The 21,993-nt window shown below is 69.0% G+C and carries 25 protein-coding genes and 1 tRNA gene; 19 read left to right on the top strand and 7 right to left on the bottom strand.

Going from position 1 to position 21,993, the window contains the following annotated elements; all coding sequences use genetic code 11:
- Window positions 1-57: 57 nt before the first annotated feature.
- Genes pstC through pstB form a run of 3 tightly spaced genes read left to right on the top strand, consistent with a single transcriptional unit; the run spans window position 58 to window position 2,836 of the window.
- Complete coding sequence (gene pstC / locus AOP72_RS11030) at window positions 58-1,062, top strand: phosphate ABC transporter permease subunit PstC (RefSeq protein WP_062136287.1); 1,005 nt, start codon at window positions 58-60, stop codon at window positions 1,060-1,062.
- Window positions 1,063-1,076: 14 nt separating this feature from the next.
- Entirely contained in the window at window positions 1,077-2,033 is a 957-nt protein-coding gene (gene pstA, locus AOP72_RS11025) for a phosphate ABC transporter permease PstA (protein ID WP_439645552.1), read from the top strand.
- 23 nt (window positions 2,034-2,056) lie between these two features.
- The gene (gene pstB / locus AOP72_RS11020) at window positions 2,057-2,836 is read left to right on the top strand and encodes a phosphate ABC transporter ATP-binding protein PstB (protein WP_062136281.1); all 780 of its coding nucleotides are present in this window, start codon (window positions 2,057-2,059) and stop codon (window positions 2,834-2,836) included.
- A 95-nt stretch (window positions 2,837-2,931) separates the two neighbouring features.
- On the opposite strand, the gene AOP72_RS11015 is transcribed toward pstB, so the two are convergent.
- Entirely contained in the window at window positions 2,932-3,393 is a 462-nt protein-coding gene (locus AOP72_RS11015) for a hypothetical protein (protein WP_062136278.1), read from the bottom strand.
- 157 nt (window positions 3,394-3,550) lie between these two features.
- On the opposite strand from AOP72_RS11015, the gene AOP72_RS11010 reads away from it, so the two are divergent.
- From AOP72_RS11010 to rlmB, 5 genes are all read left to right on the top strand, one after another.
- Window positions 3,551-4,033, top strand: a complete 483-nt coding sequence (locus tag AOP72_RS11010; protein ID WP_062136274.1) for a CarD family transcriptional regulator — start codon at window positions 3,551-3,553, stop codon at window positions 4,031-4,033.
- Window positions 4,030-4,743 (top strand): IspD/TarI family cytidylyltransferase, encoded by a 714-nt coding sequence (locus AOP72_RS11005; RefSeq protein ID WP_062136271.1) that lies wholly within the window; start codon window positions 4,030-4,032, stop codon window positions 4,741-4,743. Before AOP72_RS11010 ends, AOP72_RS11005 begins: the two co-directional genes overlap by 4 nt.
- Window positions 4,740-5,225, top strand: coding sequence for a 2-C-methyl-D-erythritol 2,4-cyclodiphosphate synthase (ispF, locus tag AOP72_RS11000; protein ID WP_062136269.1), 486 nt, complete (start codon window positions 4,740-4,742; stop codon window positions 5,223-5,225). The genes AOP72_RS11005 and ispF overlap by 4 nt, the downstream gene beginning before the upstream one ends.
- Before the next feature lie 10 nt (window positions 5,226-5,235).
- Window positions 5,236-6,657, top strand: coding sequence for a cysteine--tRNA ligase (cysS, locus tag AOP72_RS10995; protein WP_062137221.1), 1,422 nt, complete (start codon window positions 5,236-5,238; stop codon window positions 6,655-6,657).
- Between the two features lie 235 nt (window positions 6,658-6,892).
- Complete coding sequence (rlmB, locus tag AOP72_RS10990; protein ID WP_062137218.1) at window positions 6,893-7,852, top strand: 23S rRNA (guanosine(2251)-2'-O)-methyltransferase RlmB; 960 nt, start codon at window positions 6,893-6,895, stop codon at window positions 7,850-7,852.
- Window positions 7,853-7,882: 30 nt separating this feature from the next.
- Here rlmB and AOP72_RS10985 read toward each other — a convergent pair whose 3' ends face one another.
- A complete protein-coding gene (locus tag AOP72_RS10985; protein WP_084631747.1) occupies window positions 7,883-9,292 on the bottom strand; it encodes a DUF4032 domain-containing protein in 1,410 nt (469 codons plus the stop codon).
- Window positions 9,293-9,374: 82 nt separating this feature from the next.
- Complete coding sequence (locus tag AOP72_RS10980) at window positions 9,375-10,529, bottom strand: ABC transporter ATP-binding protein (protein ID WP_062136266.1); 1,155 nt, start codon at window positions 10,527-10,529, stop codon at window positions 9,375-9,377.
- A gap of 162 nt (window positions 10,530-10,691) precedes the next feature.
- On the opposite strand from AOP72_RS10980, the gene AOP72_RS10975 reads away from it, so the two are divergent.
- The 7 genes from AOP72_RS10975 (at window position 10,692) to AOP72_RS10945 (ending at window position 16,235) form a co-directional block, all read left to right on the top strand.
- Complete coding sequence (locus AOP72_RS10975; protein WP_062136262.1) at window positions 10,692-12,320, top strand: serine/threonine-protein kinase; 1,629 nt, start codon at window positions 10,692-10,694, stop codon at window positions 12,318-12,320.
- A gap of 97 nt (window positions 12,321-12,417) precedes the next feature.
- Window positions 12,418-12,918, top strand: a complete 501-nt coding sequence (locus AOP72_RS10970) for a MauE/DoxX family redox-associated membrane protein (RefSeq protein ID WP_062136259.1) — start codon at window positions 12,418-12,420, stop codon at window positions 12,916-12,918.
- Between the two features lie 34 nt (window positions 12,919-12,952).
- The gene (locus tag AOP72_RS10965) at window positions 12,953-13,741 is read left to right on the top strand and encodes a DsbA family protein (protein WP_062136256.1); all 789 of its coding nucleotides are present in this window, start codon (window positions 12,953-12,955) and stop codon (window positions 13,739-13,741) included.
- Between the two features lie 107 nt (window positions 13,742-13,848).
- A tRNA-Thr gene (locus AOP72_RS10960) sits at window positions 13,849-13,924 on the top strand.
- A gap of 486 nt (window positions 13,925-14,410) precedes the next feature.
- Window positions 14,411-14,815, top strand: coding sequence for a hypothetical protein (locus AOP72_RS10955; RefSeq protein ID WP_062136253.1), 405 nt, complete (start codon window positions 14,411-14,413; stop codon window positions 14,813-14,815).
- 26 nt (window positions 14,816-14,841) lie between these two features.
- On the top strand, window positions 14,842-15,462 hold the full coding sequence (locus AOP72_RS10950) for a signal peptidase I (protein WP_062136250.1): 621 nt from the start codon (window positions 14,842-14,844) through the stop codon (window positions 15,460-15,462).
- Complete coding sequence (locus AOP72_RS10945; protein ID WP_062136247.1) at window positions 15,459-16,235, top strand: hypothetical protein; 777 nt, start codon at window positions 15,459-15,461, stop codon at window positions 16,233-16,235. Before AOP72_RS10950 ends, AOP72_RS10945 begins: the two co-directional genes overlap by 4 nt.
- Window positions 16,236-16,244: 9 nt before the next feature.
- On the opposite strand, the gene AOP72_RS10940 is transcribed toward AOP72_RS10945, so the two are convergent.
- On the bottom strand, window positions 16,245-16,916 hold the full coding sequence (locus tag AOP72_RS10940; RefSeq protein WP_062136244.1) for a uracil-DNA glycosylase: 672 nt from the start codon (window positions 16,914-16,916) through the stop codon (window positions 16,245-16,247).
- Between the two features lie 104 nt (window positions 16,917-17,020).
- Here AOP72_RS10940 and AOP72_RS10935 point away from each other — a divergent pair, with 104 nt between their 5' ends.
- The 3 genes from AOP72_RS10935 to groL all read left to right on the top strand — a co-directional run bounded on the left by AOP72_RS10935 (window position 17,021) and on the right by groL (window position 19,844).
- Window positions 17,021-17,317 carry a DUF3263 domain-containing protein gene (locus AOP72_RS10935; protein ID WP_062136240.1) on the top strand — a complete coding sequence of 99 codons (297 nt, stop codon included), beginning with the start codon at window positions 17,021-17,023 and terminating at the stop codon, window positions 17,315-17,317.
- Between the two features lie 9 nt (window positions 17,318-17,326).
- A complete protein-coding gene (locus AOP72_RS10930; RefSeq protein WP_062136237.1) occupies window positions 17,327-17,947 on the top strand; it encodes a LytR C-terminal domain-containing protein in 621 nt (206 codons plus the stop codon).
- A 271-nt stretch (window positions 17,948-18,218) separates the two neighbouring features.
- The gene (groL, locus tag AOP72_RS10925) at window positions 18,219-19,844 is read left to right on the top strand and encodes a chaperonin GroEL (protein ID WP_062136234.1); all 1,626 of its coding nucleotides are present in this window, start codon (window positions 18,219-18,221) and stop codon (window positions 19,842-19,844) included.
- A gap of 117 nt (window positions 19,845-19,961) precedes the next feature.
- Here groL and AOP72_RS10920 read toward each other — a convergent pair whose 3' ends face one another.
- From AOP72_RS10920 to AOP72_RS10910, 3 genes are all read right to left on the bottom strand, one after another.
- On the bottom strand, window positions 19,962-20,237 hold the full coding sequence (locus AOP72_RS10920) for a DUF4031 domain-containing protein (RefSeq protein WP_062136231.1): 276 nt from the start codon (window positions 20,235-20,237) through the stop codon (window positions 19,962-19,964).
- Between the two features lie 40 nt (window positions 20,238-20,277).
- The gene (locus AOP72_RS10915; RefSeq protein WP_062136228.1) at window positions 20,278-20,571 is read right to left on the bottom strand and encodes a WXG100 family type VII secretion target; all 294 of its coding nucleotides are present in this window, start codon (window positions 20,569-20,571) and stop codon (window positions 20,278-20,280) included.
- A gap of 151 nt (window positions 20,572-20,722) precedes the next feature.
- A complete protein-coding gene (locus AOP72_RS10910; protein WP_062137215.1) occupies window positions 20,723-21,442 on the bottom strand; it encodes an HD domain-containing protein in 720 nt (239 codons plus the stop codon).
- 161 nt (window positions 21,443-21,603) lie between these two features.
- Between AOP72_RS10910 and AOP72_RS10905 the strand changes: the two genes are divergently transcribed.
- Window positions 21,604-21,987: a cold-shock protein gene (locus tag AOP72_RS10905; RefSeq protein ID WP_062136225.1), complete on the top strand. Its 384-nt coding sequence runs from the start codon at window positions 21,604-21,606 to the stop codon at window positions 21,985-21,987.
- The last annotated feature ends 6 nt before the right edge of the window (window positions 21,988-21,993 follow it).

Here is a 21,993-nt window from a genome sequence, read left to right as displayed (position 1 = left end):
TTCGTCCGCAAGGATGAGCCCACCACCGTCTTGCCCCCCGATCTCTGGAGACTGCGCGTGACGACCACCCAGGAACCGCCCGCCACTGACGCGGACGTCCAGGAGTACTCGACTCACCCCGGCGCCTTCGCGAACCGCGCGTTCGGTGGCCTCTCGGCCGGTGCGGCCAGCCTGATCCTCGTCACCCTCGCGGCAGTCGCGACGTTCCTCCTGATCGAGGCCTGGCCCGCGATGACGTCGTCGTCTGCGGACCTGTCGGATCAGGTGCACTGGCTCGGCACCGAGTCGGGCGAGACTCTCATCGCGACGATCGGCTACCTGGTCTACGGGACCATCCTGATCTCTGCGATCGCACTGCTGATCGCGACGCCGCTCTCGTTCGGGATCGCGCTGTTCATCTCGCACTACGCGCCGCGCAGGCTGGCCCAGGGCCTGGGCTACCTGATCGACCTCCTCGCTGCGATCCCGTCCGTGGTCTACGGACTCTGGGGCGCGCTGGTGGTCATCCCTGTGCTCCAGCCCTTCTATCAGTTCCTGTCCGAGTCCCTCGGATGGATCCCCATCTTCGCGGCAGCCGACGACGGCACCGTCTCCGGCACCGGTCGGGTGGCGATGTCCGCCGGCCTGGTCCTGGCGATCATGATCATCCCGATCATCACCGCCGTGACCCGAGAAGTCTTCCTCCAGACTCCGGTCCTTCACGAAGAGGCCGCTCTCGCGATGGGCGCCACGCGCTGGGAGATGGTGCGGATGGCGGTGATCCCGTTCGGCAAGCCTGGAATGATCGGCGCGACGATGCTGGGGCTCGGCCGTGCACTCGGCGAGACCATGGCCGTCTACATGATCCTGTCGCCGGGGCTGTCCTTCTCGCCCCACATCCTGCAGGCCGCGCAGCACAACACCATCGCGTCGTACATCGCGCTTCAGTTCCCGGAGGCCAACGCGGCGGGCGTCTCTGCGCTCATCACGATGGGTCTCGCCCTGTTCGTGATCACCCTCCTCGTCAACATGCTGGCACGCTGGGTCGTGTCCCGTCGATCCGAATTCTCGGGGGCCAACTGATGGCTGAGACCACCATGACCACCGCCACGACGTCGCCGCTGGGGCAGCTCAGCAGTCGGCGCAAGTTCACCGACAAGGGCATGACAGTCGTGGTGTACACGGCCTTCGCACTGGCCTTGATCCCGTTGATCTGGCTCTCGTACACGGTGATCGCGCGCGGCTTCGACCGGTTCATGGTCGACGCGAACGGCGAGGCGAACTTCACTCTCGACTTCCTCAACCAGACGTCGCGCAATATCTTCGGAGGAATGCCGGAAGGCGGCATCCTGCACGCCATGTGGGGGACCATCCTCATGACCCTGGCGGCCACGGTGATCTCCGTGCCCATTGGACTGCTGACGTCCATCTACCTCGTCGAGTACGGCTCGGGGAAGCTCAAGAAGGCGGTGACCTTCTTCGTCGACGTCATGACGGGCATCCCGTCCATCGTCGCGGGCCTGTTCGCCTACGCGGTGTTCGCCATCATCGTGGGCCCCGGCACCAAGCTGGGCATCGTCGGCGCCGTGGCGCTCTCGGTGCTGATGATCCCCGTGGTGGTGCGCTCCTCGGAGGAGATGCTCCGCCTGGTGCCGAACGAGTTGCGCGAGGCTGCATACGCCTTGGGCGTGCCGAAGTGGCTCACCATCATCAAGGTCGTTCTCCGCACGGCGATCGCGGGCATCACCACGGGCGTCACGCTCGCCATCGCCCGCGTGATCGGCGAGACGGCGCCGCTGCTGATCGCCGTCGGCGTCGCGGACTCGCTGAACTTCAACCTGTTCGAGGGTCGCATGATGAGCCTGCCCGTGTACATCGTCGCCGAGTGGCGCAAGGGCGAGCAGCCCTGCAACGACGACACGATCGCGTGCGTGTCGAATATCACCGAGATGAACGCGTGGGCGGCGGCGTTCGTGCTCATCGTCATCGTGATGGCGCTCAACCTCATCGCTCGCCTGATCGCCAAGTACTTCTCGCCCAAGACCGGCCGCTGAGCCGAAGGAACCGGAGCCCACCTGTGTCCAAGCGCATCGACATCAACAACCTGAACGTCTACTACAGCAGCTTCCTCGCTGTCGAGGACGTCTCCCTGTCGATCGAGCCCAATTCGGTCACCGCGTTCATCGGCCCCTCGGGCTGTGGCAAGTCGACATTCCTCCGCACCCTCAACCGCATGCACGAGGTCATTCCCGGTGCGCGGACTGAGGGCGAGGTGCTGATGGATGGCGTCGATCTCTACGGCGACGACGTCGACCCGGTGACCGTGCGTCGTCACGTGGGCATGGTGTTCCAGCGGCCCAACCCGTTCCCCACGATGTCGATCTCGGAGAACGTGCTCGCGGGCATGAAGCTCAACAACAAGCGCATGTCGAGGTCGGACGCCGACGAGGTTGTCGAGACCTCCCTCAAGGGCGCGAACCTGTGGGAAGAGGTCAAGGACCGGCTGGACAAGCCCGGGTCCTCTCTCTCTGGCGGTCAGCAGCAGCGACTGTGCATCGCGCGGGCGATCGCGATCAAGCCCGATGTGCTGCTGATGGACGAACCGTGCTCTGCGCTCGACCCCATCTCGACCCTCGCCATCGAGGACCTCATCGCGGACCTCAAGAACGACTACACGATCGTGATCGTCACGCACAACATGCAGCAGGCCGCTCGGGTGTCCGACCGGACCGCCTTCTTCAACATCGCGGGCACCGGCAAGCCCGGCAAGCTGATCGAGATGAATGACACCCCGACGATGTTCTCCACACCGTCGGAGAAGGCCACCGAGGACTACATCTCGGGTCGCTTCGGCTGAGTCGATCCCCGCAACGGAAAGAAGCGTCGGCCCCGTCAGGGGCCGACGCTTCCTGCGTCTGTGGACCCGGCCCTCGCATCGGCCGGAAGTCGGGCTCAGCCCAGGGCGTCGACGAGGGGCTGGTACTCCGCGAGCGTGCCGTCCATCACGGGCACCAGCACCGTGTGGAATCCGTTCGCGCCGGTGGCGAAGCCGACTTCGGTGAGCAGACCGGCCATCACGGGCGAGGTGCCGGGCACCTCGACACCGTCGAGAGGGGTGAGCTCGACGGAGGAGCGTGCCGGCACGGGAACCGTGGTCGCCGTCTCCGCGTCGAAGGAGATCTCGAACTCGATCTCCTCGTCCGTGTCATTGAAGACGCGTCCGATGAGCGCGCCGGGCTCACCCTCCCCAGAGGACACGACGATGAGGTTGAGGGCCTCGAAATCGTCGGTCTGCAACTGCGTGCCGTCGGAGGCGGCGTAGTTGTCCTGGGTGGTGATGGGGTTGACGTAGCTGCAGCCGGCGAGCGCCAGCGCGGCGGCGACGACGGCACCGGCGGAGACGAGGGACTTCACGGCGATTCCTTTCGAGGCGGGGCTGTGACAAGGATACTGGTGCCTCGCGCGGGGCGTCACCGGCGCGTCGGTGCTGGACAACACGCAGAGCGCCTGTTAAGGGGGTGTCTCACGGTGGTAGAATGGGTCTTCCGCGAAGAAGGGGCTCACCTCCATCATGAATTTCGTCGTCGGCGAGACCGTCGTCTACCCGCACCACGGTGCGGCGAAGATCCAGGACATCAAGAAGCGCACCGTGAAGGGCGAAGAGAAGATCTACCTCAAGCTCAAGGTCGCGCAGGGAGACCTCACCATTGAGGTTCCCGCCGAGAACGTGGACCTCGTGGGCGTGCGTGACGTCGTCGACCAGGCCGGCCTCGAGAAGGTCTTCGGGGTGCTGCGCGAGCCGTACATCGAAGAGCCCACCAACTGGTCGCGCCGCTACAAGGCGAACGTCGAGAAGCTCGCCTCCGGCGATGTGATTCGCGTGGCCGAGGTCGTCCGCGACCTGTCGCGTCGCGACACCGACAAGGGCCTGTCGGCGGGGGAGAAGCGCATGCTTCACAAGGCCCGCCAGATCCTCGTGTCGGAACTCGCTCTCGCCGAGAAGTGCACCGAGGAGACCGCCGAGTCCCGCCTGGACCAGGTTCTCGCCTCGTGATCATCGCGGCCGTCATCACGGCCGCGGGTTCGGGCACCAGGCTCGCCGCCAGTTCTCCTGACGGCGCGGTGCCCAAGGCCTTGGTGACCCTCGACGGGCGTGCGCTGGTGGCGTGGGCGGTGACCCGCATCGCCGACGTCGCCGAGCGGATCGTCGTCACTGCGCCTGCGCTCCACGTCGACGCCGTGCAATCGGCCTTGGCCGACGCCGGCGTCGACGCACTGGTCGTCCCCGGCGGCGACACCCGGCAGGCGTCGGTGGCCGCGGGCCTGAGCGCATTGGCGCTCGACGACGACGACATCGTGCTGATCCACGATGCCGCCCGGGCATTCCAGGAGCCCGCCGTCGCGGCCGCGACGATCGAGGCGGTGCGCGCCGGCGCGGACGGGGCGATCCCGGTGCTGCCGGTGGTCGACACGCTGATCGGCGCTCCGGGTCCCGACGGCGTCATCGGGGAACCGGTGGACCGTGAGGGCATCCGCGCGGTTCAGACCCCCCAGACCTTCCGCGCCGCTGTCGCGATCGACGCGCACCGTCGCGGCGCGGCGCCGGGCGCTCCACCTGCCACCGACGACGCGACGCTCGCGCGCGCCCTCGGCCACCGCATCGTCGCCGTGGCGGGCCACGAGTGGGGATTCAAGGTCACGCGACCCAGTGACCTGCCGCTCGCGCACCACATCGCCCGATCGCTCTCGGGAGACGGCGCATGATCCCTCGGACAGGCATCGGCGTCGACGTGCACGCCTTCGGTGATCCCGGCAGCGGCGAGCTCGCGCTGGCCGGACTGTCGTGGCCGGGCGAGGCGCCCCTCAGCGGTCATTCGGACGGAGACGTCGCGGCACATGCCGCGTGCGACGCGCTGCTCAGCGCATCGGCGCTGGGGGACCTCGGATCGAACTTCGGCACGGACCGGCCCGAGTGGGCCGGCGCGAGCGGCGCGGCGCTGCTCGCCGAGACGGCCGCGCGTGTGCGGGCCGCCGGCTTCGAGATCGGCAACGTCGCGGTTCAGGTGCTCGGGAACAGGCCCAAACTTGCCCCTCGACGCCTCGAGGCGGAGGCCGCATTGAGCGCCGCCACCGGAGCACCGGTGACGGTGAGCGCCACCACGACGGACGGGCTCGGCCTCACGGGCCGTGGCGAGGGCGTGGCAGCGATCGCGACCGCGCTCGTGTTCGCGCGTGACCCCCGGTAGCCTGGCACGCGTGACCCTCCGCCTGTTCGATACCGCCACCCGCTCCGAGCGCGATTTCGTGCCGCTCGAGACCGGCAAGGTGGGCATCTACCTGTGTGGTCCGACGGTCCAGAGCAGCCCGCACGTCGGCCACCTTCGCAGCGCTGTCGCGTTCGACGTGCTGCAGCGCTGGCTGGAGCGCAGCGGCCACGACGTCACCATGGTGCGCAACGTCACCGACATCGACGACAAGACTCTGGTGAAGGCGGCCGATGCGGGCGTCGAGTGGTGGGCGTGGGCGCTGCGGTACGAGCGCGAGTTCCAGGCGGCGTACGCCGCGGTGGGTGTGCGGGCGCCCGCCGCCGAGCCTCGCGCGACCGGCCATATCCCCGAGATCATCGCGCTGGTCCAGGCCCTGGTCGACAACGGCCACGCCTACGAGCTCGATGGCTCGGTGTACTTCGACGTGCACTCGTTCCCCGCGTATGGCGCGCTCACCCGTCAGGCGCTCGAGGACCTCACCCCCGCGCCCGATGCGCCGGCCGACGCCAAGCGGGATCCGCGCGACTTCGCGTTGTGGAAGGCACACAAGGCGGGCGAGCCCGAAACGGCAGGGTGGGACTCTCCGTGGGGGCGCGGCCGGCCAGGCTGGCACATCGAGTGCTCCGCCATGGCGCGGCGCTATCTGGGCCGCGAGTTCGACATCCATGGCGGCGGGCTGGATCTGCGCTTCCCACACCACGAGAACGAGCAGGCGCAGTCGCGAGCCGCCGGCGATCCGTTCGCGCGGATGTGGATGCACTCGGCGTGGGTGACGCAGTCGGGCGCCAAGATGTCCAAGTCGCTCGGCAACGGCCTGCTGGTCACCGAGGTGCTCGCGCATTACCCGGCGCCCGCGCTGCGCCTGGCTCTCGCGCAGGTGCACTACCGCTCCATGCTCGAGTACTCCGAGCAGACCATGGACGATGCCGCCGCCACCTGGGCTCGGCTCGCCGGCTTCGTCGTGCGCGCGTCGGACAAGGTGGGTGCGGTCACGCCCGAGCAGGTGGGCGCCGCCCCGCTGCCTGAGCCTTTCGTGATCGCCATGAATGATGACCTGGGGGTGCCCCGGGCGCTGGCCCACGTGCACGAGACGGTGCGGGCGGGCAATGCCGCGTTCACGGCCGGGGACGACGCGACCCTCGCCTCGGCCCTGCTGTCGGTGCGCTCCATGCTCGATGTGCTGGGGCTCGATCCAGGCGCGCCGGAGTGGGCGGGCGCAGGCGCGGGCTCGTCTGCGGCGATGGCCGCCCTCGACTCGATGGTGCGTGCGGACATCGATGCGCGTGCCGAGGCGCGCGCCGCGAAGGACTGGGCGACCGCCGATGCGATCCGTGACCGGCTCGCCGCCGCCGGCATCGTGGTCGAGGATGGCGCGGACGGCGTGCGCTGGTCGCTCTCCGTCGACGACTGACGCCTCTCCGCTTCACCCCGCCCCCGCATCGGCCGCCCTGAAGGGCCGCCGTAACCCTCGACCTCGGTCCTCTCCACCGACACTGCGAACCAGAGTCGGCGCGACACGCCGTGCCGTGAGCCTCCCGCGCTCAGTGCCACGGGGTGTCGGGCCCGGGAATGGTTCGTACTGCCGGCGGGACCCGGGCACGGGGGCCGATGCGCGGAACGGCCCTGTGCCCGACTACCCTGAGCGCATGGCTGGTAACTCGAAGCGACGCGGCGCGACCCGTAATTCCGGAACGAAGAAGGGCGCCTCCGTCGGCACCGGCGGCAAGGGGCGCAGGGCTCTCGAGGGCAAGGGGCCCACCCCACGAGCGGAGGAGCGGCCTTATCACAAGGCCTACAAGCTCAAGAAGAAGGCGGAATCCGAGGCCGCGAAGCGCCCTCAGCGCGCAGGCAAGCCCACCCCTCGCGACAGGACCTCGAGCTCTCACGAGCTGGTGATCGGTCGCAACAGTGTGCTCGAGGCTCTGCGCACCAAGCTTCCTGCGCTGTCCCTCTCGGTCTTCAACCGCATCGACGCCGACGACCGCATCACCGAGATCGTGTCGCTCGCCGTCGAGGCCGGAGTCGAGGTCCGCGAGGTCACCAAGGGAACCCTCGACGGTCTTGCCGGCGGCAGCCCCCACCAGGGCGTCGCGCTCGAGGTCCCGCCGTACGATTACGCGGCGCCCGAGGACCTTCTCGAGATCGAGGGTCAGGCCCGCATCATCGCGCTCGACAGCATCCAGGATCCCCGCAACCTGGGCGCGATCATGCGATCAGCGGCAGCGTTCGGCGCGACCGGAGTGGTCGTCCCCGAGCGGCGCGCCGCAGGCGTCACCGTGGCCGCGTGGAAGGTGTCCGCCGGCGCCGCAGCGCGCCTTCCGGTGGCGCGCGCGACCAACCTCACGCGCACTCTCGAGGCATACAAGGCCGCGGGCCTGTTCGTGATCGGCCTCGACGGCGGGGGAGAGATCGACATCGCTGACTCGCAGCTGCTCGACGGGCCCCTGGTCATCGTGGTCGGTTCCGAGGGATCGGGGCTGTCTCGACTGGTGCGCGAGGCATGCGATCAGATCGCGTCCATCCCGATCAGCAGCGACACCGAGAGCCTGAATGCGTCCGTCGCCGCCTCCATCGCACTGTACGAGGCCCGCAAGGCGCTGGGCTGACCCACCGCTGACCGGACCTGCGGCCGGACGCTAGTGCGCGCTCGGCGCCGTCGGCAGGGTGGGTGCGGTCACGGGTCGCAGGGACCGCCGCTCGACGGTGGGCGGCTCCTCGTCCTCGGGCTCCGGCACGCCGCCCCACGCGTGTGTGTTGTCGTTCGCGTAGGGATCCGGCAGTGCGAACGTGTCGCCGTGCTCCTCGGTGAGGGCGGGCAGCTCCGCTGTCATCTCGGCGATCGAGCGGCCCAGCACTGCCTTCTCGTCGGCCTTCTTGGGAAGCACGTGCTTGACATAGGAGGCGGTGGCGACGGGCATCGGCACGTCGTGGCCCGCCGACTCTGCCAGGTACCAGCGGTGCTCGAGCACCTCGTGGTAGACCTGCGCCGGCTCGAGCTTGCCCCGCAGCCCCCGCGGCACCGCTCTCACCGTGGGCTCGAACATGCGCGTGAGCCAGTCGTGCGCCGCGTTGGCCTCGTCCATGGCCGGGTCGTCGTTCCAGGCGCGGAACTCGTCCAGATCGTTGAGCAGGCGGCGCGCCTGGTTCTCCTGCACATCGAGGCCGGTGAGCCGCATGAGCCTGCGCTGGTGGAAGCCCGCGTCCACCACCTTGGGGCGGATGGCGATCGCCGTGCCGTCCTCGGTCTGCTCCATGTCGATCTCGCCCAGGTCGAAGCCGAGATCGTTCAGCTGCCGCACCCGCTCGGCCACGCGCATTCGCACGTTGGACGTCGCGGTCGACACCTCGGTGAGCGCCGACCACAGCTCGCGGTAGCGCTTCTCCAGTCGCTCGCCGATGTCCATCGGGTCCACGCTCTCGTCGAGGTCCCCCGAGCCCTGCAGGTCCAGAAGCTCGCCCGTGATGTTGGTGGTCGCGATCTCGAGATCGTACGCCCGCTGGCCGTCGGTGAGGCGTGCCTGCAGGTCGCCGGTCTCCGCGTCCACGAGGTAGGCCGAGAACTCGGAGGCGTCGCGGCGGAACAATGCGTTCGACAGCGACACGTCGCCCCAGTAGAAGCCCAGCAGGTGCAGCCGCACCAGCAGGACCGAGAGCGCCCCCACGAGCCGCTTGAGTGTCCGCTGACGCATCGCGGAGGCGAACAGCGCGCGATACGGCAGGGAGTACGCGAGGTGCTCGGTGACGAGCGCCGCGGAGAGATCCTCGCCCGAGGGGGTGCGTCTGCCCGTCACGACGGCGATCGGGTGCACGGTGGGGGCGTCGAGGCGCTGGAGCTCGCGCAGGATCGTGAACTCCTTGTACGCGATCTCGGGGTTGGTCTCCTTGATGGCCAGCACGCCGTCCCCGTGGCGCACGAACCGCACCACGTGGCGGGAGAGTCCGCGCGGCAGCGCGGCGATGTGCTCCTCAGGCCAAGCGCTCAGCGGGATCTCCCACGGCAACTCGATGAGGGCGGCGTCGGCGGCTCCGGTGATGTGCAGTGGCATGCCGCCAGACTAACGGGCGGGGGTGCAGAAAAGGGGCGGCCCCTCGCGGGACCGCCCCTTCTCTGTACTTCTGATGCGGGTGCTACACCTTGCGCGAGTCCGACTTGACCTCGGCAGAGATGCGCTCGCCGGTGGCGGCGGAGAACACGTGCTGCTCGCCCTCGCGGATCTTGACCCACACGGTGTCGCCCTTCTTGGGAACGTCGCGGGGGTCGATGCGCAGGATCATCTGCGAGTCGCCGGCGTTGAAGTGGATGTCCTTCGCGTCAGCGGAGTCCTGAGGCACCTCGCCGTAGACGAAGGCGTCGGAGCCGAGCTCCTCCACCACGTCGACCTGGACCGGGATCGCGCCCTCGGAGTTGGGTGCCACGCGGTCGAGCGACTCGGGACGGAAGCCCAGCACGACGCTGTTCTTGTCCTCGGCCTTGAGGTGCGACAGCGCTTCGCGCTGGAGGGCGATCTTGCCGCTGCCGATCTGGGCCTTGTCGCCCTCGACGCGGAAGGTGCCGATGTTCATCGCGGGAGAGCCGATGAACCCGGCCACGAACACGTTCGCGGGGGCGTCGTACATGTCACGGGGGGTGCCGACCTGCTGGAGCACGCCGTCCTTGAGGACCGCGATGCGGTCACCCATGGTGAGCGCCTCGACCTGGTCGTGGGTCACGTAGACCGTGGTGGTGCCCAGGCGGCGCTGGAGAGCGGCGATCTGGGTCCGGGTCTGGACGCGCAGCTTGGCGTCGAGGTTCGACAGCGGCTCGTCCATGAGGAACACCTGCGGCTGGCGCACGATCGCGCGGCCCATGGCCACACGCTGACGCTGACCACCGGACAGGGCCTTGGGCTTGCGGTCCAGGTACTCGGTGAGGTCCAGGATCTTGGCGGCCGCCTCGACGCGCTGGCGGATCTCTGCCTTGTCCACCTTGGCGATCTTGAGCGCGAAGCCCATGTTGTCCGCGACGGTCATGTGGGGGTACAGAGCGTAGGACTGGAACACCATGGCGATGTCGCGGTCCTTGGGCTGCACATGCGTGACCTCGCGGTCGCCGACCCAGATGCTGCCGGCGTCGATGTCCTCGAGGCCTGCGAGCATGCGCAGGGAGGTGGACTTTCCGCAACCGGAGGGGCCGACGAGAACGAGGAACTCGCCGTCAGCGATCTGCAGGTCGAGCTTGTCGACGGCGGCCCGTTCGGTGCCGGGATAGATCCGCGACGCCTTGTCGTAAGTAACAGTGGCCATGGTGATGGTCCCTTCACTGGCAGGTACGTGCCAGACGATCCGTGGTGAAGAGTGCCGATGTGGTGTCCACAGTGACACTGCCCGCCGCAACGATGCGACGGGTGCCTCCATCCTGCCACAGCGGTCGCGCCGCTCCAACCCTGAGGACGGTAAGTTGAGTCCATGGCGGGGGTGAAACGCGACGCAGGCGAAGAGATCGGCGGCTACACCGTTCTCGACACGCTCGGACGGGGTGGCTCGGGGGCTGTCTACCGTGTGCGGGACGGCGCGGGCAACGATGCGGCGCTGAAGCTGGTCGATGCTCGGCACGACGACGTGGCCGCGCGTCGGCTCGAGCGCGAGGTGCATGCGCTGCAGTCGCTTCGTCACCCTGCCGTCCCGCGGATCCTGGACGCCGAACTCGAGGGCGACGAGACCTTCGTGGTGTTCGAATACATCCCCGGTGTCAGCCTGTGGCAGCACGTCCAGGACCACGGCCCGATCGTGGGCACGGCGCTGGCGGACTTCGCCGATCGCACCGCATCGGCCCTTGAGGCGGTGCACGCGGCGGGGGTGGTGCATCGTGACGTGACGCCGTCGAACATCATGATCAGCCCCGAGGGCCCCGTCCTCATCGACTTCGGCCTGTCCCATCAGGAGCACGACGAGCGACTCACGCGGGACGGACTCGTCTCCGGCACCGCCGGATACGTCGCCCCCGAGGTGATCGACGGCGCCGAGCCCGGACCCATCGCAGACCGATGGTCGTGGGCGGCGTCGGTGGCGTACGCGTTGACGGGAGCGGCGCCGTTCGGTTCCGGAACGGGAGCGATCTCTCGCACCCTCGCGGCCGAGCTCAGCATCCCGGACGCGCCGGGCGCCGATGCGCTGAGGGCGGCCCTCGGCCGAGACATCGGAGCGCGTCCGAGTCCGCGCGAGGTCGTCGCTGCACTGCGTGGAGCGACGACCGTGCTGCCACGCTCCAGCGAGCAGCTGGCCCCAACCGCGGTCGCCCCGGGACTGGCGGCGACAGCGGTGATGCCCGCGGACGGCGCGTGGAACCGGGCGAGTGCGGACCCCACCGCCAGCCTCACGGAGACGCCCGGCAGCCCCGTGAGCAGCGATGAGCTGCGCCAGGGTGGTGGCTCGGACTACTGGGGCGCACACGACGCCAGCGACGAGGACGACGACGCCGCGCCCGACACGGGCGAGGTGCCGCTGGACAGCGCCCCCCGGCACCCCCTCATGACCGTCGCGTGGATGCTCGCGATCGCCGCATCGGCCGCGCTCGCGCCGTTCGTGGCCGCCGCGGCGCTGGTGCTGGTGGCCGTGGTGGTGCGCGCCGTGCAACGGCGGGCCTTCAGCCTGCACGTGGCACGCCAGCGCCGCGGTGAGCGGCGCGGCGACGCTGCTCTCTATACTCTCGGCCTTCCGTGGCACCTGCTGCGGTCGCTCGGGGAGACCCTTCCCGCTGCGGCCATAGCGATCGCCGCCGGTGGCGGGGTGACCGCGCTGTGCTGGTGGATCGTCGGCGAGGAGTGGGTCGCGCCCGCCTCGGCCCAGACCGAGGTGTGGGGCCATGCCGCGGCGCTCGCGCTCGGAGCCGTCGTCATGACGGGGGTGCTGTGGTGGGGACCGTGGATGGAGATGACGCGCGAGGGCGGACGGCGCGTGGCGTCAGCCCTCGCACCCACCCGCGGCGTCGCGGTCGCCTGGACCCTCGTGGGACTCGCGGCTGTGGGCGTCGTGGCCCTCGCCGTGTACCTGGACGCCCCCCCGTGGTGGTGGCCCGCACCCGAGCTGCTCGTCTAGCAGGCAGGCGGGGAACAGAGGGCTCGTGCGGTACGTTGGCGAGTCGATGCGACCACGAGCTCACGAGGCCGAGGCGCGTCCATCTCCGGAGGGTGCGATGGCAGCGAGGGAACGTTTCGGCGCGGTACAGCCGTGGCTCAGCCTGGTGGTGCGGCTCAGCATGGCGGGAATCCTCATCGCCGCTGCGCTGCCCAAGCTCGTCGACATCCCCCAATCCATTCGGGCGGTACGCGCGTACGAGTTGCTTCCCGAGTCCGTCGTCCCCTTCGTCGGCACGATGCTCCCCTTTGTGGAGCTCGCGCTGGCGGCGCTGTTCCTCGTCGGCGCCTTCGCGAGGCTCGCGTCCGTCGTGTGGCTGCTCATGATGGCCGCGTTCCTGACGGGTGTGATCTGGGCGTGGTCCACCGGCCTCACCATTGACTGCGGCTGCTTCGGCGGCGGTGGCGAGGTCGATGCATCCGCGACGAACTACCCCACTCATGTGCTCGAGCGGCTCGGCTTCATCGCACTCGGCACCTACTTGGTGATCTGGCCGAGGAGCACGTTCTCCGTCGATGGCTGGCTCACCTCACCCTCACAGTCCCAGCCCGCACTCTAGAATTCGCACGCAACCGAGACCAGGAAGAAGACTCATGGCCAAGAACAACGTGACCGGCTCGAACGACAAGGTGGCCGCGGCGCGCAAGCAGGCGCAACAGCAGGTCAAGGCGCAGGAGCGCCGCACGGTGGCGCTCATCGTCGCGGGTGTCGCCGTCGTCGCCCTGATCTTCGGTGGCATCGTGTGGTACATCATTGACCAGGCATCCGTGCCGGACCTGGAGTCTGGTGACGCGGTCGCGCCACTGGGCGCAGACGAGACCGGCGGCATCCTCATCGGCATGGACGGCGAGGCCGGCGGCGAGGCGCCTGCGGACGCACCGCGCCTGGACATCTACGAGGACTTCATGTGCCCCGTGTGTGGCCAGTTCGAGCAGATCAACAAGGACGACATCGACGCGATGCGCGAGGCCGGCGACATCCAGCTGTACGTCCACCCGATCTCGATCCTCGACCACACGTCGCAGGGCAGCAAGTTCTCGACTCGAGCCGCCAACGCTGCCGCGACCGTCGCCGACGCGGCTCCCGCGCACATCGTCCCGTTCATGAGCGCGATGTACGAGAACCAGCCCGCCGAGGGCACCACGGGACTCAGCGACGAGCAGATCGAGCAGATCGCCGTCGAGGCGGGTGTGCCCGAGAACGTCGCGTCGACCATTGACGAGGGCCGCTTCACCAAGTGGGTCATCGCCGCGACCGACCGGTCCTCGCAGGATGGCGTGCGCGGCACTCCGAGCGTGATGGTCGACCGCGTGATGCTCGACCAGGCCGAGGTTCCGTACTTCCAGCCCGGCGCTCTCAAGACGCACATCGACGGCCTGTAGCACGACGCGCAGACGAAGCCCCGCCGGCATCCCGGCGGGGCTTCGCTGCGTCTGGGCCCGATGCGGTGACCGGTATCCTGCTGTGGCGGCGCCGAGGCGCGTCGCACGCTGGCATGGCGCAATTGGTAGCGCACCTGTCTTGTAAACAGGGGGTTGCGGGTTCGAGTCCCGCTGCCAGCTCCACCGCGGCCCTGCGCCGACCGCCCCCCGTGCTCGGCGCGCGCCGACCCTCCTCGCCGTCCCGGTGGAATCGATGCCTCCTCTCGCCTGAAAACGATGCCTGAGCACGCGGATGTGATGTTTCCGACATTGCGTGGGACGCGCCAGCGGAATCGGACAAATGAGAGGGATCCGACACGCCGGACAACGTCCGAGAGGCGGGGAGTGCATCGTTATCGGAAGGCGTGAGGGGTCCGATTCGCGGCGTAGGATCGGGACTTCGTCAGTCATCACCCCTGATATTGAGGCTTTCGACAACAGTTGTGGCGAAAGTTTCGTCGATTTGACGACGACCCGCGTCATAATCATTGCGCCCTCCCCTCTCACGGAGTGCTGTGCATCACACACAACGTTTCGTGCGGTGCATCAACGCAGTCAAGCGCTGGGGGGAGTCCCGGGGGAATCCACCACCGGGGCGGCCAGCATGGTTCACGAATGGGGCATTTGAGAATGGCAAGCAAGAAGCACAACAAGCGCAAGTTCGCCGCAGTGGCACTGGCCCTGGTCGGCGTCGCCGGCCTGTCGGTCGCGTCTGCCGCGACTCTCACCGTCGACGCCGGCGATGAGGTCGCGATCGGCACCGACACGTTCGCCGCCTGCGACACCGACGGCGTCACGGTCGACTACACCTACGCGCCGGTCGGCAGTGCGTTCCAGATCGCCGACCTCTCCGTGGGCGCGATCGACACCGACTGCAATGGCGAGGACATCCAGGTCGTGCTCTCGAGCTCGGCGGGCACCGAGCTCGCCACGGTCTCGGGCGACGTCGCCGCAGGCGAGTTCACCGAGAGCGTCGCCTCCGCAGAGATCGACATCGCCACCGACCTCGGTGACGTCGTCGTCATCATCGGCTGACAGAGCGTCATCGACGACGGCAACAGATGGTAGCCACGCTCGACGCCAGTACCGACGCCACCCGTGTGCGTCGGTACTGGCGCGTGCTGGTCGAGGGCCTCTCATGGGTCCTGCTCGCCATCGCCGTCTACTTGCTCTGGCCGGCGTCACTGGGCGGCGGCACGTCACTCGTGATCGTCTCGGGCCAGTCGATGGTGCCGACGTACTCGTCGGGAGATCTCGTCGTGGCCCGCAAGGGCGAACCGCAGCTCGGGGATGTCATCATCTACGCGCCCGAGGACCTGGGGGGTGCACAGGTCGTCCACCGCATCATCGGTGGGGATGCTGCGTCGGGGTGGGTGCTGCAAGGCGACAACAACGACTTCGTCGATCCCTTCAACCCCGCAGGCGCCGAGGTTCGCGGGATCGTTCAGGTGCACGTCCCGAACGCCGGCGTCGTCACCATGTGGCTGCTCAACCCGCTGGTCTGGTGCGGCGTGATTCTGGTCGCGTTGGTGATCGCTCTCTGGCCCTCCGAGGGCGACGATGAGGGCGGGGAGGACACGGATGGTGATGACGAGTCCGACGAGCGCGCCGCCCGCGCTCCGCTCGGTTCGCCCTCGGCCGACGAGGTCGCAGTCACGGACACGTCGGCGAGCGACGCATGAAGCGCCGCATCCTGGCCGCCGCCGCCGCCGTCGCCCTTGCGATGGGACTGAGCGTGACCACGGCAAGCGCCGCACAGCTTCCGGTCCTCGCGGGCCTGCAGACGTCCGTCGTCGGAGCGTCGGCGTGCGCTCCTGCGCTGGAGGGGGGCACGCCCGTCCTCGAGACGACCGCGCCGAGTGGGGGCTCTGCGTCAGCGGTGGCACTGAGCGGCGTGCCGGCCGAATGCGGCGGCTTGGCTGTCGAGCTGTTCGTGCACGACGACTCCGGTGCCGTCATCGCCTCCGGCACGGGGACCGCCGCCGGCACGGTGTCGGTTGCGGTCGACGCGTACGACACCTCCGACGCTGAGGCCGTGGTCGCGCGCATCGCAGGGTGGATCTTCCCCACCACGTGGACCGTGCCGGCTCCGCCGCCGGCAGCCACGTGCGTGCCGATGTCGACCGACGGCACGGTCGTGGCGGGCTCGTGCAGCGTGACACGGATCCAGGTGAGCGAGCCGTGGCCGGATGGCGCCGGTCAGAAGGCGAACGTCTATGTCTCGGTGACGAGTGCGGCTCCGCGATTCCGGATCACCTTCAACTTCGCCCAGGCGCCGTTCCCCGGGTGGACGCCGGTTGCCGTCGACCGGGGCAATCTCCTCCTGGCGCCCGGGGCGAGCTGCTCGACGCTGCCGGTCTACACGATGAACGGCCCCACGTGGTCGAGCTCGAGCTACTACTTCAACATCTCGTCGAACCCGCTGGCATCCGCGAGCCCGTGCCCGGGTCCGTGAGCCGCCGGCTCACGCGGGGTCTCCCCACTCGATCGGCGGAGCTCCTTGCTCCGCCAACAGGGCGTTCACGCGAGAGAATGGCCGTGAGCCGAGGAATCCACGCGAGGCACTGAGGGGACTCGGGTGTGCGCTCGCGACCTGCGGGACGTCGCCGAGCAGCGGCGCAAGCGACTGGGCCTCCCGCCCCCACAGCACGGCGACGAGCGGTCCAGGCCTCGCCGCGAGCGCGCGGATCGCATGCTCGGTCACCGTCTCCCAGCCTTGGCGGCGATGGGAGCCGGCCGCACCGGGCGCGACGGTCAGCACCCGATTGAGCAGCATCACTCCCTGCGCGGCCCACCGGGAGAGGTCGCCGTTGGCCAGCGTCTCGCCCGTGTCCTCGCGCAGTTCCCGTGCGATGTTGACGAGCGACCGCGGCATCTGCCTGCCCGGTGCGACGGAGAAGCTGAGGCCGACCGCGTCGCCCGGCGTCGGGTAGGGATCCTGCCCCACGATGAGCACTCGCACGTCGGCGAGGGGCGTCTCGAAGGCCCGCAGGATGGCGGCTGCCTCCGGGAGGTAGCCTCGGCCCGCGGCGATCTCCTCCCGCAGGAAGGCGCCGACGCGTTCGAGGTCGGGGGCCACCGGTGTCAGGGCCTCGGCCCAGTCGTCCGCGACCTGGGTGCGCCATGCCTGCGACATAGGCGTCACTGTAGCCGCGTGCGCCCGGCCGATGCGCCTGAATGACAGTTGTGTAGTTCGCCGGTAGTCTGAGGCGGACGTGATCGAGCAGGAGGAGGTGCCCCATGGGTGAGGCCGCACGTGTGGACGACGCACCGGTCGTCGGCGAGCTGTCCGAGCGCGACGCCGAGATCCTCCGTTTCGAACGCAAGTGGTGGAAGTTCGCGGGCGCTAAGGAGGATGCGATCCGCGACATGTTCAGCATGACCAGCACGCAGTACTACCAGGTGCTGGGTGCCTTGATCGACGACCAGGCCGCGCTCGAGTTCGATCCGATGCTCGTGAAGCGACTGCGCCGCATGAGGTCGGCACGTCAGCGGGGACGCGCCACTCGCGCGTTCGATGCCGCTGCGCTTCGCTAGAGTGACCCCGTGCCCCAGCCATACGAGCGCGACGAGTTCGACGAGATAGCCGCCGAAGGCGGCCCCGTCGGCGTGCATCGCGCCCCCCGGCCGTGGTGGACCCGCGTGCTTCCGCCGCTCCTGGCCTTCATCATCGCCGGTGCCGTCGCGTTCGGGATCGCCACCTTGCTGTGGAACCGCGACATCGTGGGAGGGGGCGACCCTGCCCCCACTCCGACCGTCACCGTGACTCCGACGGATGAGCCGTCCGGTGCCCCGACGGCGAGTGCTCAGCCGCCCGCGGAGTCTGAGGCCCCCGAGCCGTCGCCCGCGCCGAGCGAGACCGAGGAGCCGGAGCCGGTGATCCTCTTCGACGCCCAGGTCCACGTGCGCAACGGTGCAGGGATCCAGGGCCTCGCGGGTGAGCAGCAGGCGGTCCTCGTGGACGCCGGCTACACCAACACCGAGGCGAACAACATCTCCTCGAGCCTGATCCCCGACGATGCGAACGTAGTGATCTACTCCGAGGAGCGGCTCGCCGACACGGCCGCCGACGTCGCGGAGCGGCTGGGCATCGATCAGGTGGAGATGGACGACACCCCTGGCGGTGCGGAGATCGAAGTCCTGCTCGCGTCGGAACCGGGCGCCTGACCCTCACTCCTGGCGCCGGGAGTCGCGGCGCCGCCGCGCGCCCGACTGGGCCGGCGCATCGGCGCTATGCCACGCGCGAAACCCCCAGGGCAGGGTTTGCACTCGGACGGGGAGAGTGCCAGAATCGCTCTTAGCACTCTCGACACGAGAGTGCTAAAAATCGGCTCCCGGGTCGAGGTGCAGGTTCGTGGCGTGAAGGGAACGCCTCGGATGGCATCGTCCGTCGCGGGCGACTCGGAGCCACCACGCATCGAAAGAGGACTACTGACCCATGGCAAAGATTATTGCCTTCGATGAGGAGGCCCGCCGCGGCATGGAGCGGGGCATGAATGCCCTCGCCGACGCCGTCAAGGTGACCCTCGGCCCCAAGGGCCGCAACGTCGTGCTCGAGAAGAAGTGGGGCGCCCCCACGATCACCAACGACGGCGTCTCGATCGCCAAGGAGATCGAGCTCGAGGAGCCGTTCGAGAAGATCGGTGCCGAGCTCGTCAAGGAGGTCGCCAAGAAGACGGACGACGTCGCTGGCGACGGCACCACCACCGCTACTGTGCTTGCTCAGGCGCTCGTCCGCGAGGGCCTGCGCAACGTCTCGGCCGGTGCCAACCCGATCGCCCTCAAGAAGGGCATCGAGAAGGCCGTCGAGGCCGTCACTGCTGAGCTCCTTGACTCCGCCAAGGAGATCGAGACCAAGGAGCAGATCGCAGCCACCGCAGGCATCTCTGCGGGTGACCCCGACATTGGTAACCTCATCGCCGAGGCGATGGACAAGGTTGGCAAGGAAGGCGTCATCACCGTCGAGGAGGCCTACCAGTTCGGACTTGAGCTGGAGCTGACCGAGGGCATGCGCTTCGACAAGGGCTACCTGAACCCGTACTTCGTCACTGACGCTGAGCGCCAGGAAGCGGTGCTCGAGGACTCGTACGTGCTGCTGGTCGAGTCGAAGATCTCTTCGCTCAAGGACCTGCTCCCCATCCTCGAGAAGACGATGCAGGCGGGTAAGCCGCTGACCATCGTCGCGGAGGACGTGGACGGCGAGGCCCTCGCGGCGCTCGTGGTCAACAAGCTGCGCGGCAACCTCAAGGTCGTCGCCGTCAAGGCTCCCGGCTTTGGCGACCGTCGCAAGGCGATGCTGCAGGACATGGCGGTCCTCACGGGCGGCCAGGTCATCTCGGAGTCCGTCGGCCTGTCGCTCGAGAGCGCCGGTCTCGATATGCTCGGCCAGGCCCGCAAGGTGGTTGTCACCAAGGACGACACGACCATGGTGGACGGCGCCGGTGCAGAGGACCAGGTCGAGGGGCGGGTCAACCAGATCCGCGCCGAGATCGAGAACTCGGACTCGGACTACGACCGCGAGAAGCTCCAGGAGCGTCTCGCCAAGCTCGCCGGCGGCGTCGCTGTCATCAAGGCGGGCGCGGCCACCGAGGTCGAGCTCAAGGAGCGCAAGCACCGCATCGAGGACGCCGTGCGCAACGCCAAGGCGGCTGTCGAAGAGGGCATCGTCGCCGGTGGTGGCGTGGCCCTGATCCAGGCAGGCACCAAGGCGCTCGCTGGTCTGCACCTCGAGGGTGACGAGGCCACCGGTGTCCGCATCGTGGAACTCGCCATCACCGCGCCGCTGCGCCAGATCGCCGTCAACGCCGGCATGGAGGGTGGCGTCGTCGTCGAGAAGGTCAAGGGACTCCCGGTCGGTCACGGCCTCAACGCCGCGACCGGTGTGTACGAGGACCTGCTGGCCGCTGGCGTCAACGACCCGGTCAAGGTCACCCGCTCCGCGCTGCAGAACGCCGCGTCGATCGCTGGCCTGTTCCTGACCACCGAGGTGGTTGTCGCGGACAAGCCCGAGCCCGAGCCGGCCATGCCGGCCGGCGGTGGCGACATGGGCGGCATGGGCTTCTAAGCCCGTCCGCACCAGCCGTACTCGAAGGCCCCCGAGAGCTCTCTCGGGGGCCTTCGTGCGTCCGGCCTCGTGTCATCCGGGAGGGGGGCGGCCGGCACCGACTGCCGCGGTCGCCCCTCAGCTGCGACCGTGGCGCTCGGCGGCCGTCACCCGCAGTCCCGACGCGCGCAGACGCCGCACGAGCTCTCTCGAGTCCACGAGCACCGCGCCCAGCTCCACCAGCCGCGGGTACATGTCGGCGGGCACGTCAACGTGATCTCGGTCGAAGGCGCGTTCAGGGATTCCGGCGCCTGCGGCGAAGGCGAGCAGCTCCTCGACCGACGCATCGGACACCAGGTGACCCCAGACCTTTCCGTGGCGCGGCCAGAGCGGCGGGTCGAGGTAGAGGGTCATCCGGCGAGAGTACGCCCACGTTCGTGGGTGTGGCCGCTCGCTAGCGCGCTGTGAACAGCCGCGCCGCCGTGTCCTCGGCGCTCTGATAGTGCTCCGCTGCCTGCGACAGTGCGACCGTCAGGGCGTCGAGGGCCTGCTCCACCTGGACCTGAGCGCCGCGCCACTGATCGAGCACTCCAGCGAAGGCCGTCGCCGCTCCTCCCTGCCAGGACCCCTCGAGCGCCGTGAGGTGGCCCATCATCGCGGCCACTTCACCCCGGATGGTCTCGGCGCTGGCAGAGGCGCGGGACGATGCGTGTGCCACCTCGGCGGCGTCGACGTGATAGCGGGTCATGGGGGTCCTCCTCGTGTCGCAGCGCGACGGTCGTCGCGACTGGTCCCGACGCTAGGCGAGGGCGCCGAGGCGGCGGAGGGTGAGATCTCGAGCGTGTGGATAGCTGCCGGACCCCGTGAGTGGTGACGAGCCGCGGCGGCGCGGCTTCTTCCTACGTGGTGGGGGCGGTGGACGCCATCTCGCGGTCGATGCGCGCAAGTTCCGCCGTGAGGTTCTCCCGGGCCTGACGCTCCCACCCGCGCCCGAGTGGGCTCGTGTAGAGAGGCGACCGGGACAGCAGCCGGCCCACGATCGCCTTGCGGGCCGCAAGATAGTCGTGCGCAGGGATGTGGGCATACTCTTCGCGCACCTTGGTGAGGTACTGCCGGTAGCGCTGAGGGTCGGACGCGAGAATCGCGAGGTCCGCATCAGACAGCACAGCGCTGTCACCCCCGTCGCCCGGCGCGGAGTGCCGGGCCAGCCCCGCCACCATCGTGGCGACGGCGCTCACGGCCGGCTCTGGGACTCCGAGCGCCGACAGCTCTGCGCGTGCGAGCTCGGCGCTTGCGGCCTCGTCCTCTCCCCCCCGGCGCGCGTAGGCCGCGGACTCCGCGGCGTCGAACACGGCGCCGTGGTACCACGCGGCCAGCCTGACGGCATCAAGGTTGTGTGTCTCCTGCTTGAGTTCGTCGACGTGCTGAAGGAGGTCGACCAGGTGTGCGACGCCGTGGTAGCTGCGCTCGGGCTCGTTCCAGCGCGCAAGCAGGCGTAGCGCCGCAGCCTCGATGTCCTGCTGCGGAGCGGTGCCGCCCGCGCTGGTCACCGAGCGCGCGAACGACGGGACGAGCCACGAGGAAACCTCGGACGGGGACATGAGTACCTCAGTTGCCATCGACATGCATGATCCCCTCAGTGTGGACCCCGCCGCTCATCCGTGCAACGCACCTTCGGGGCGCGTCCCGCTGCCGCCTCCCCGCATCGGGCGTCTGGCCGCCCATGGGTAGACTGGGAGCGCGCCGAATACGCGGCGCCTGAGCAACACGCGAGGTTGATGTGCCCACCGGCAAAGTGAAGTGGTTCGACACCGACAAGGGGTTCGGCTTCATCGCGAGCGACGACGGCGATGAGGTCTTCCTGCACGCCTCCGCCCTGCCGGCCGGCGTGACGGCGCCCCGTCCCGGCTCCCGCGTCGACTACTCGGTCGCCGACGGCAAGCGCGGCCCGTCCGCCATGACCGTCACGATCCTCGAGTCGGCCCCCACCGTGTCTCAGGGCCTGCGCAAGAGCCCTGACGACATGACGGTGATCGTCGAGGACCTCATCAAGATGCTCGACGGCGTCTCGACCTCGCTTCGCACGGGCCGCTACCCCGACCAGGCCAAGGGGCGCAAGGTCGCGTCCGTGCTGCGCGCCGTCGCCGACCAGCTGGAGGCTTGAGCCCAC

This window comes from Demequina aestuarii (assembly GCF_000975095.1).
In the GTDB taxonomy this organism is placed as follows: domain Bacteria; phylum Actinomycetota; class Actinomycetes; order Actinomycetales; family Demequinaceae; genus Demequina; species Demequina aestuarii.
The sequence above is the reverse complement of the archived record's forward strand: the minus strand, read 5'-3'. Positions and strand labels throughout refer to the sequence as shown.

Bases quoted from the DNA above. Each gene is read 5' to 3' on its own strand.
- pstA (WP_439645552.1), top strand. From the start codon at position 1,077: ATGACCACCGCCACGACGTCGCCGCTGGGGCAGCTCAGCAGTCGGCGC.
- AOP72_RS11010 (WP_062136274.1), top strand. From the start codon at position 3,551: ATGAATTTCGTCGTCGGCGAGACCGTCGTCTACCCGCACCACGGTGCG.
- ispF (WP_062136269.1), top strand. From the start codon at position 4,740: ATGATCCCTCGGACAGGCATCGGCGTCGACGTGCACGCCTTCGGTGAT.
- rlmB (WP_062137218.1), top strand. From the start codon at position 6,893: ATGGCTGGTAACTCGAAGCGACGCGGCGCGACCCGTAATTCCGGAACG.
- AOP72_RS10985 (WP_084631747.1), bottom strand. From the start codon at position 9,292: ATGCCACTGCACATCACCGGAGCCGCCGACGCCGCCCTCATCGAGTTG.
- AOP72_RS10980 (WP_062136266.1), bottom strand. From the start codon at position 10,529: ATGGCCACTGTTACTTACGACAAGGCGTCGCGGATCTATCCCGGCACC.
- AOP72_RS10975 (WP_062136262.1), top strand. From the start codon at position 10,692: ATGGCGGGGGTGAAACGCGACGCAGGCGAAGAGATCGGCGGCTACACC.
- AOP72_RS10970 (WP_062136259.1), top strand. From the start codon at position 12,418: ATGGCAGCGAGGGAACGTTTCGGCGCGGTACAGCCGTGGCTCAGCCTG.
- AOP72_RS10965 (WP_062136256.1), top strand. From the start codon at position 12,953: ATGGCCAAGAACAACGTGACCGGCTCGAACGACAAGGTGGCCGCGGCG.
- AOP72_RS10955 (WP_062136253.1), top strand. From the start codon at position 14,411: ATGGCAAGCAAGAAGCACAACAAGCGCAAGTTCGCCGCAGTGGCACTG.
- AOP72_RS10950 (WP_062136250.1), top strand. From the start codon at position 14,842: ATGGTAGCCACGCTCGACGCCAGTACCGACGCCACCCGTGTGCGTCGG.
- AOP72_RS10945 (WP_062136247.1), top strand. From the start codon at position 15,459: ATGAAGCGCCGCATCCTGGCCGCCGCCGCCGCCGTCGCCCTTGCGATG.
- AOP72_RS10940 (WP_062136244.1), bottom strand. From the start codon at position 16,916: ATGTCGCAGGCATGGCGCACCCAGGTCGCGGACGACTGGGCCGAGGCC.
- AOP72_RS10935 (WP_062136240.1), top strand. From the start codon at position 17,021: ATGGGTGAGGCCGCACGTGTGGACGACGCACCGGTCGTCGGCGAGCTG.
- groL (WP_062136234.1), top strand. From the start codon at position 18,219: ATGGCAAAGATTATTGCCTTCGATGAGGAGGCCCGCCGCGGCATGGAG.
- AOP72_RS10920 (WP_062136231.1), bottom strand. From the start codon at position 20,237: ATGACCCTCTACCTCGACCCGCCGCTCTGGCCGCGCCACGGAAAGGTC.
- AOP72_RS10915 (WP_062136228.1), bottom strand. From the start codon at position 20,571: ATGACCCGCTATCACGTCGACGCCGCCGAGGTGGCACACGCATCGTCC.
- AOP72_RS10910 (WP_062137215.1), bottom strand. From the start codon at position 21,442: ATGGCAACTGAGGTACTCATGTCCCCGTCCGAGGTTTCCTCGTGGCTC.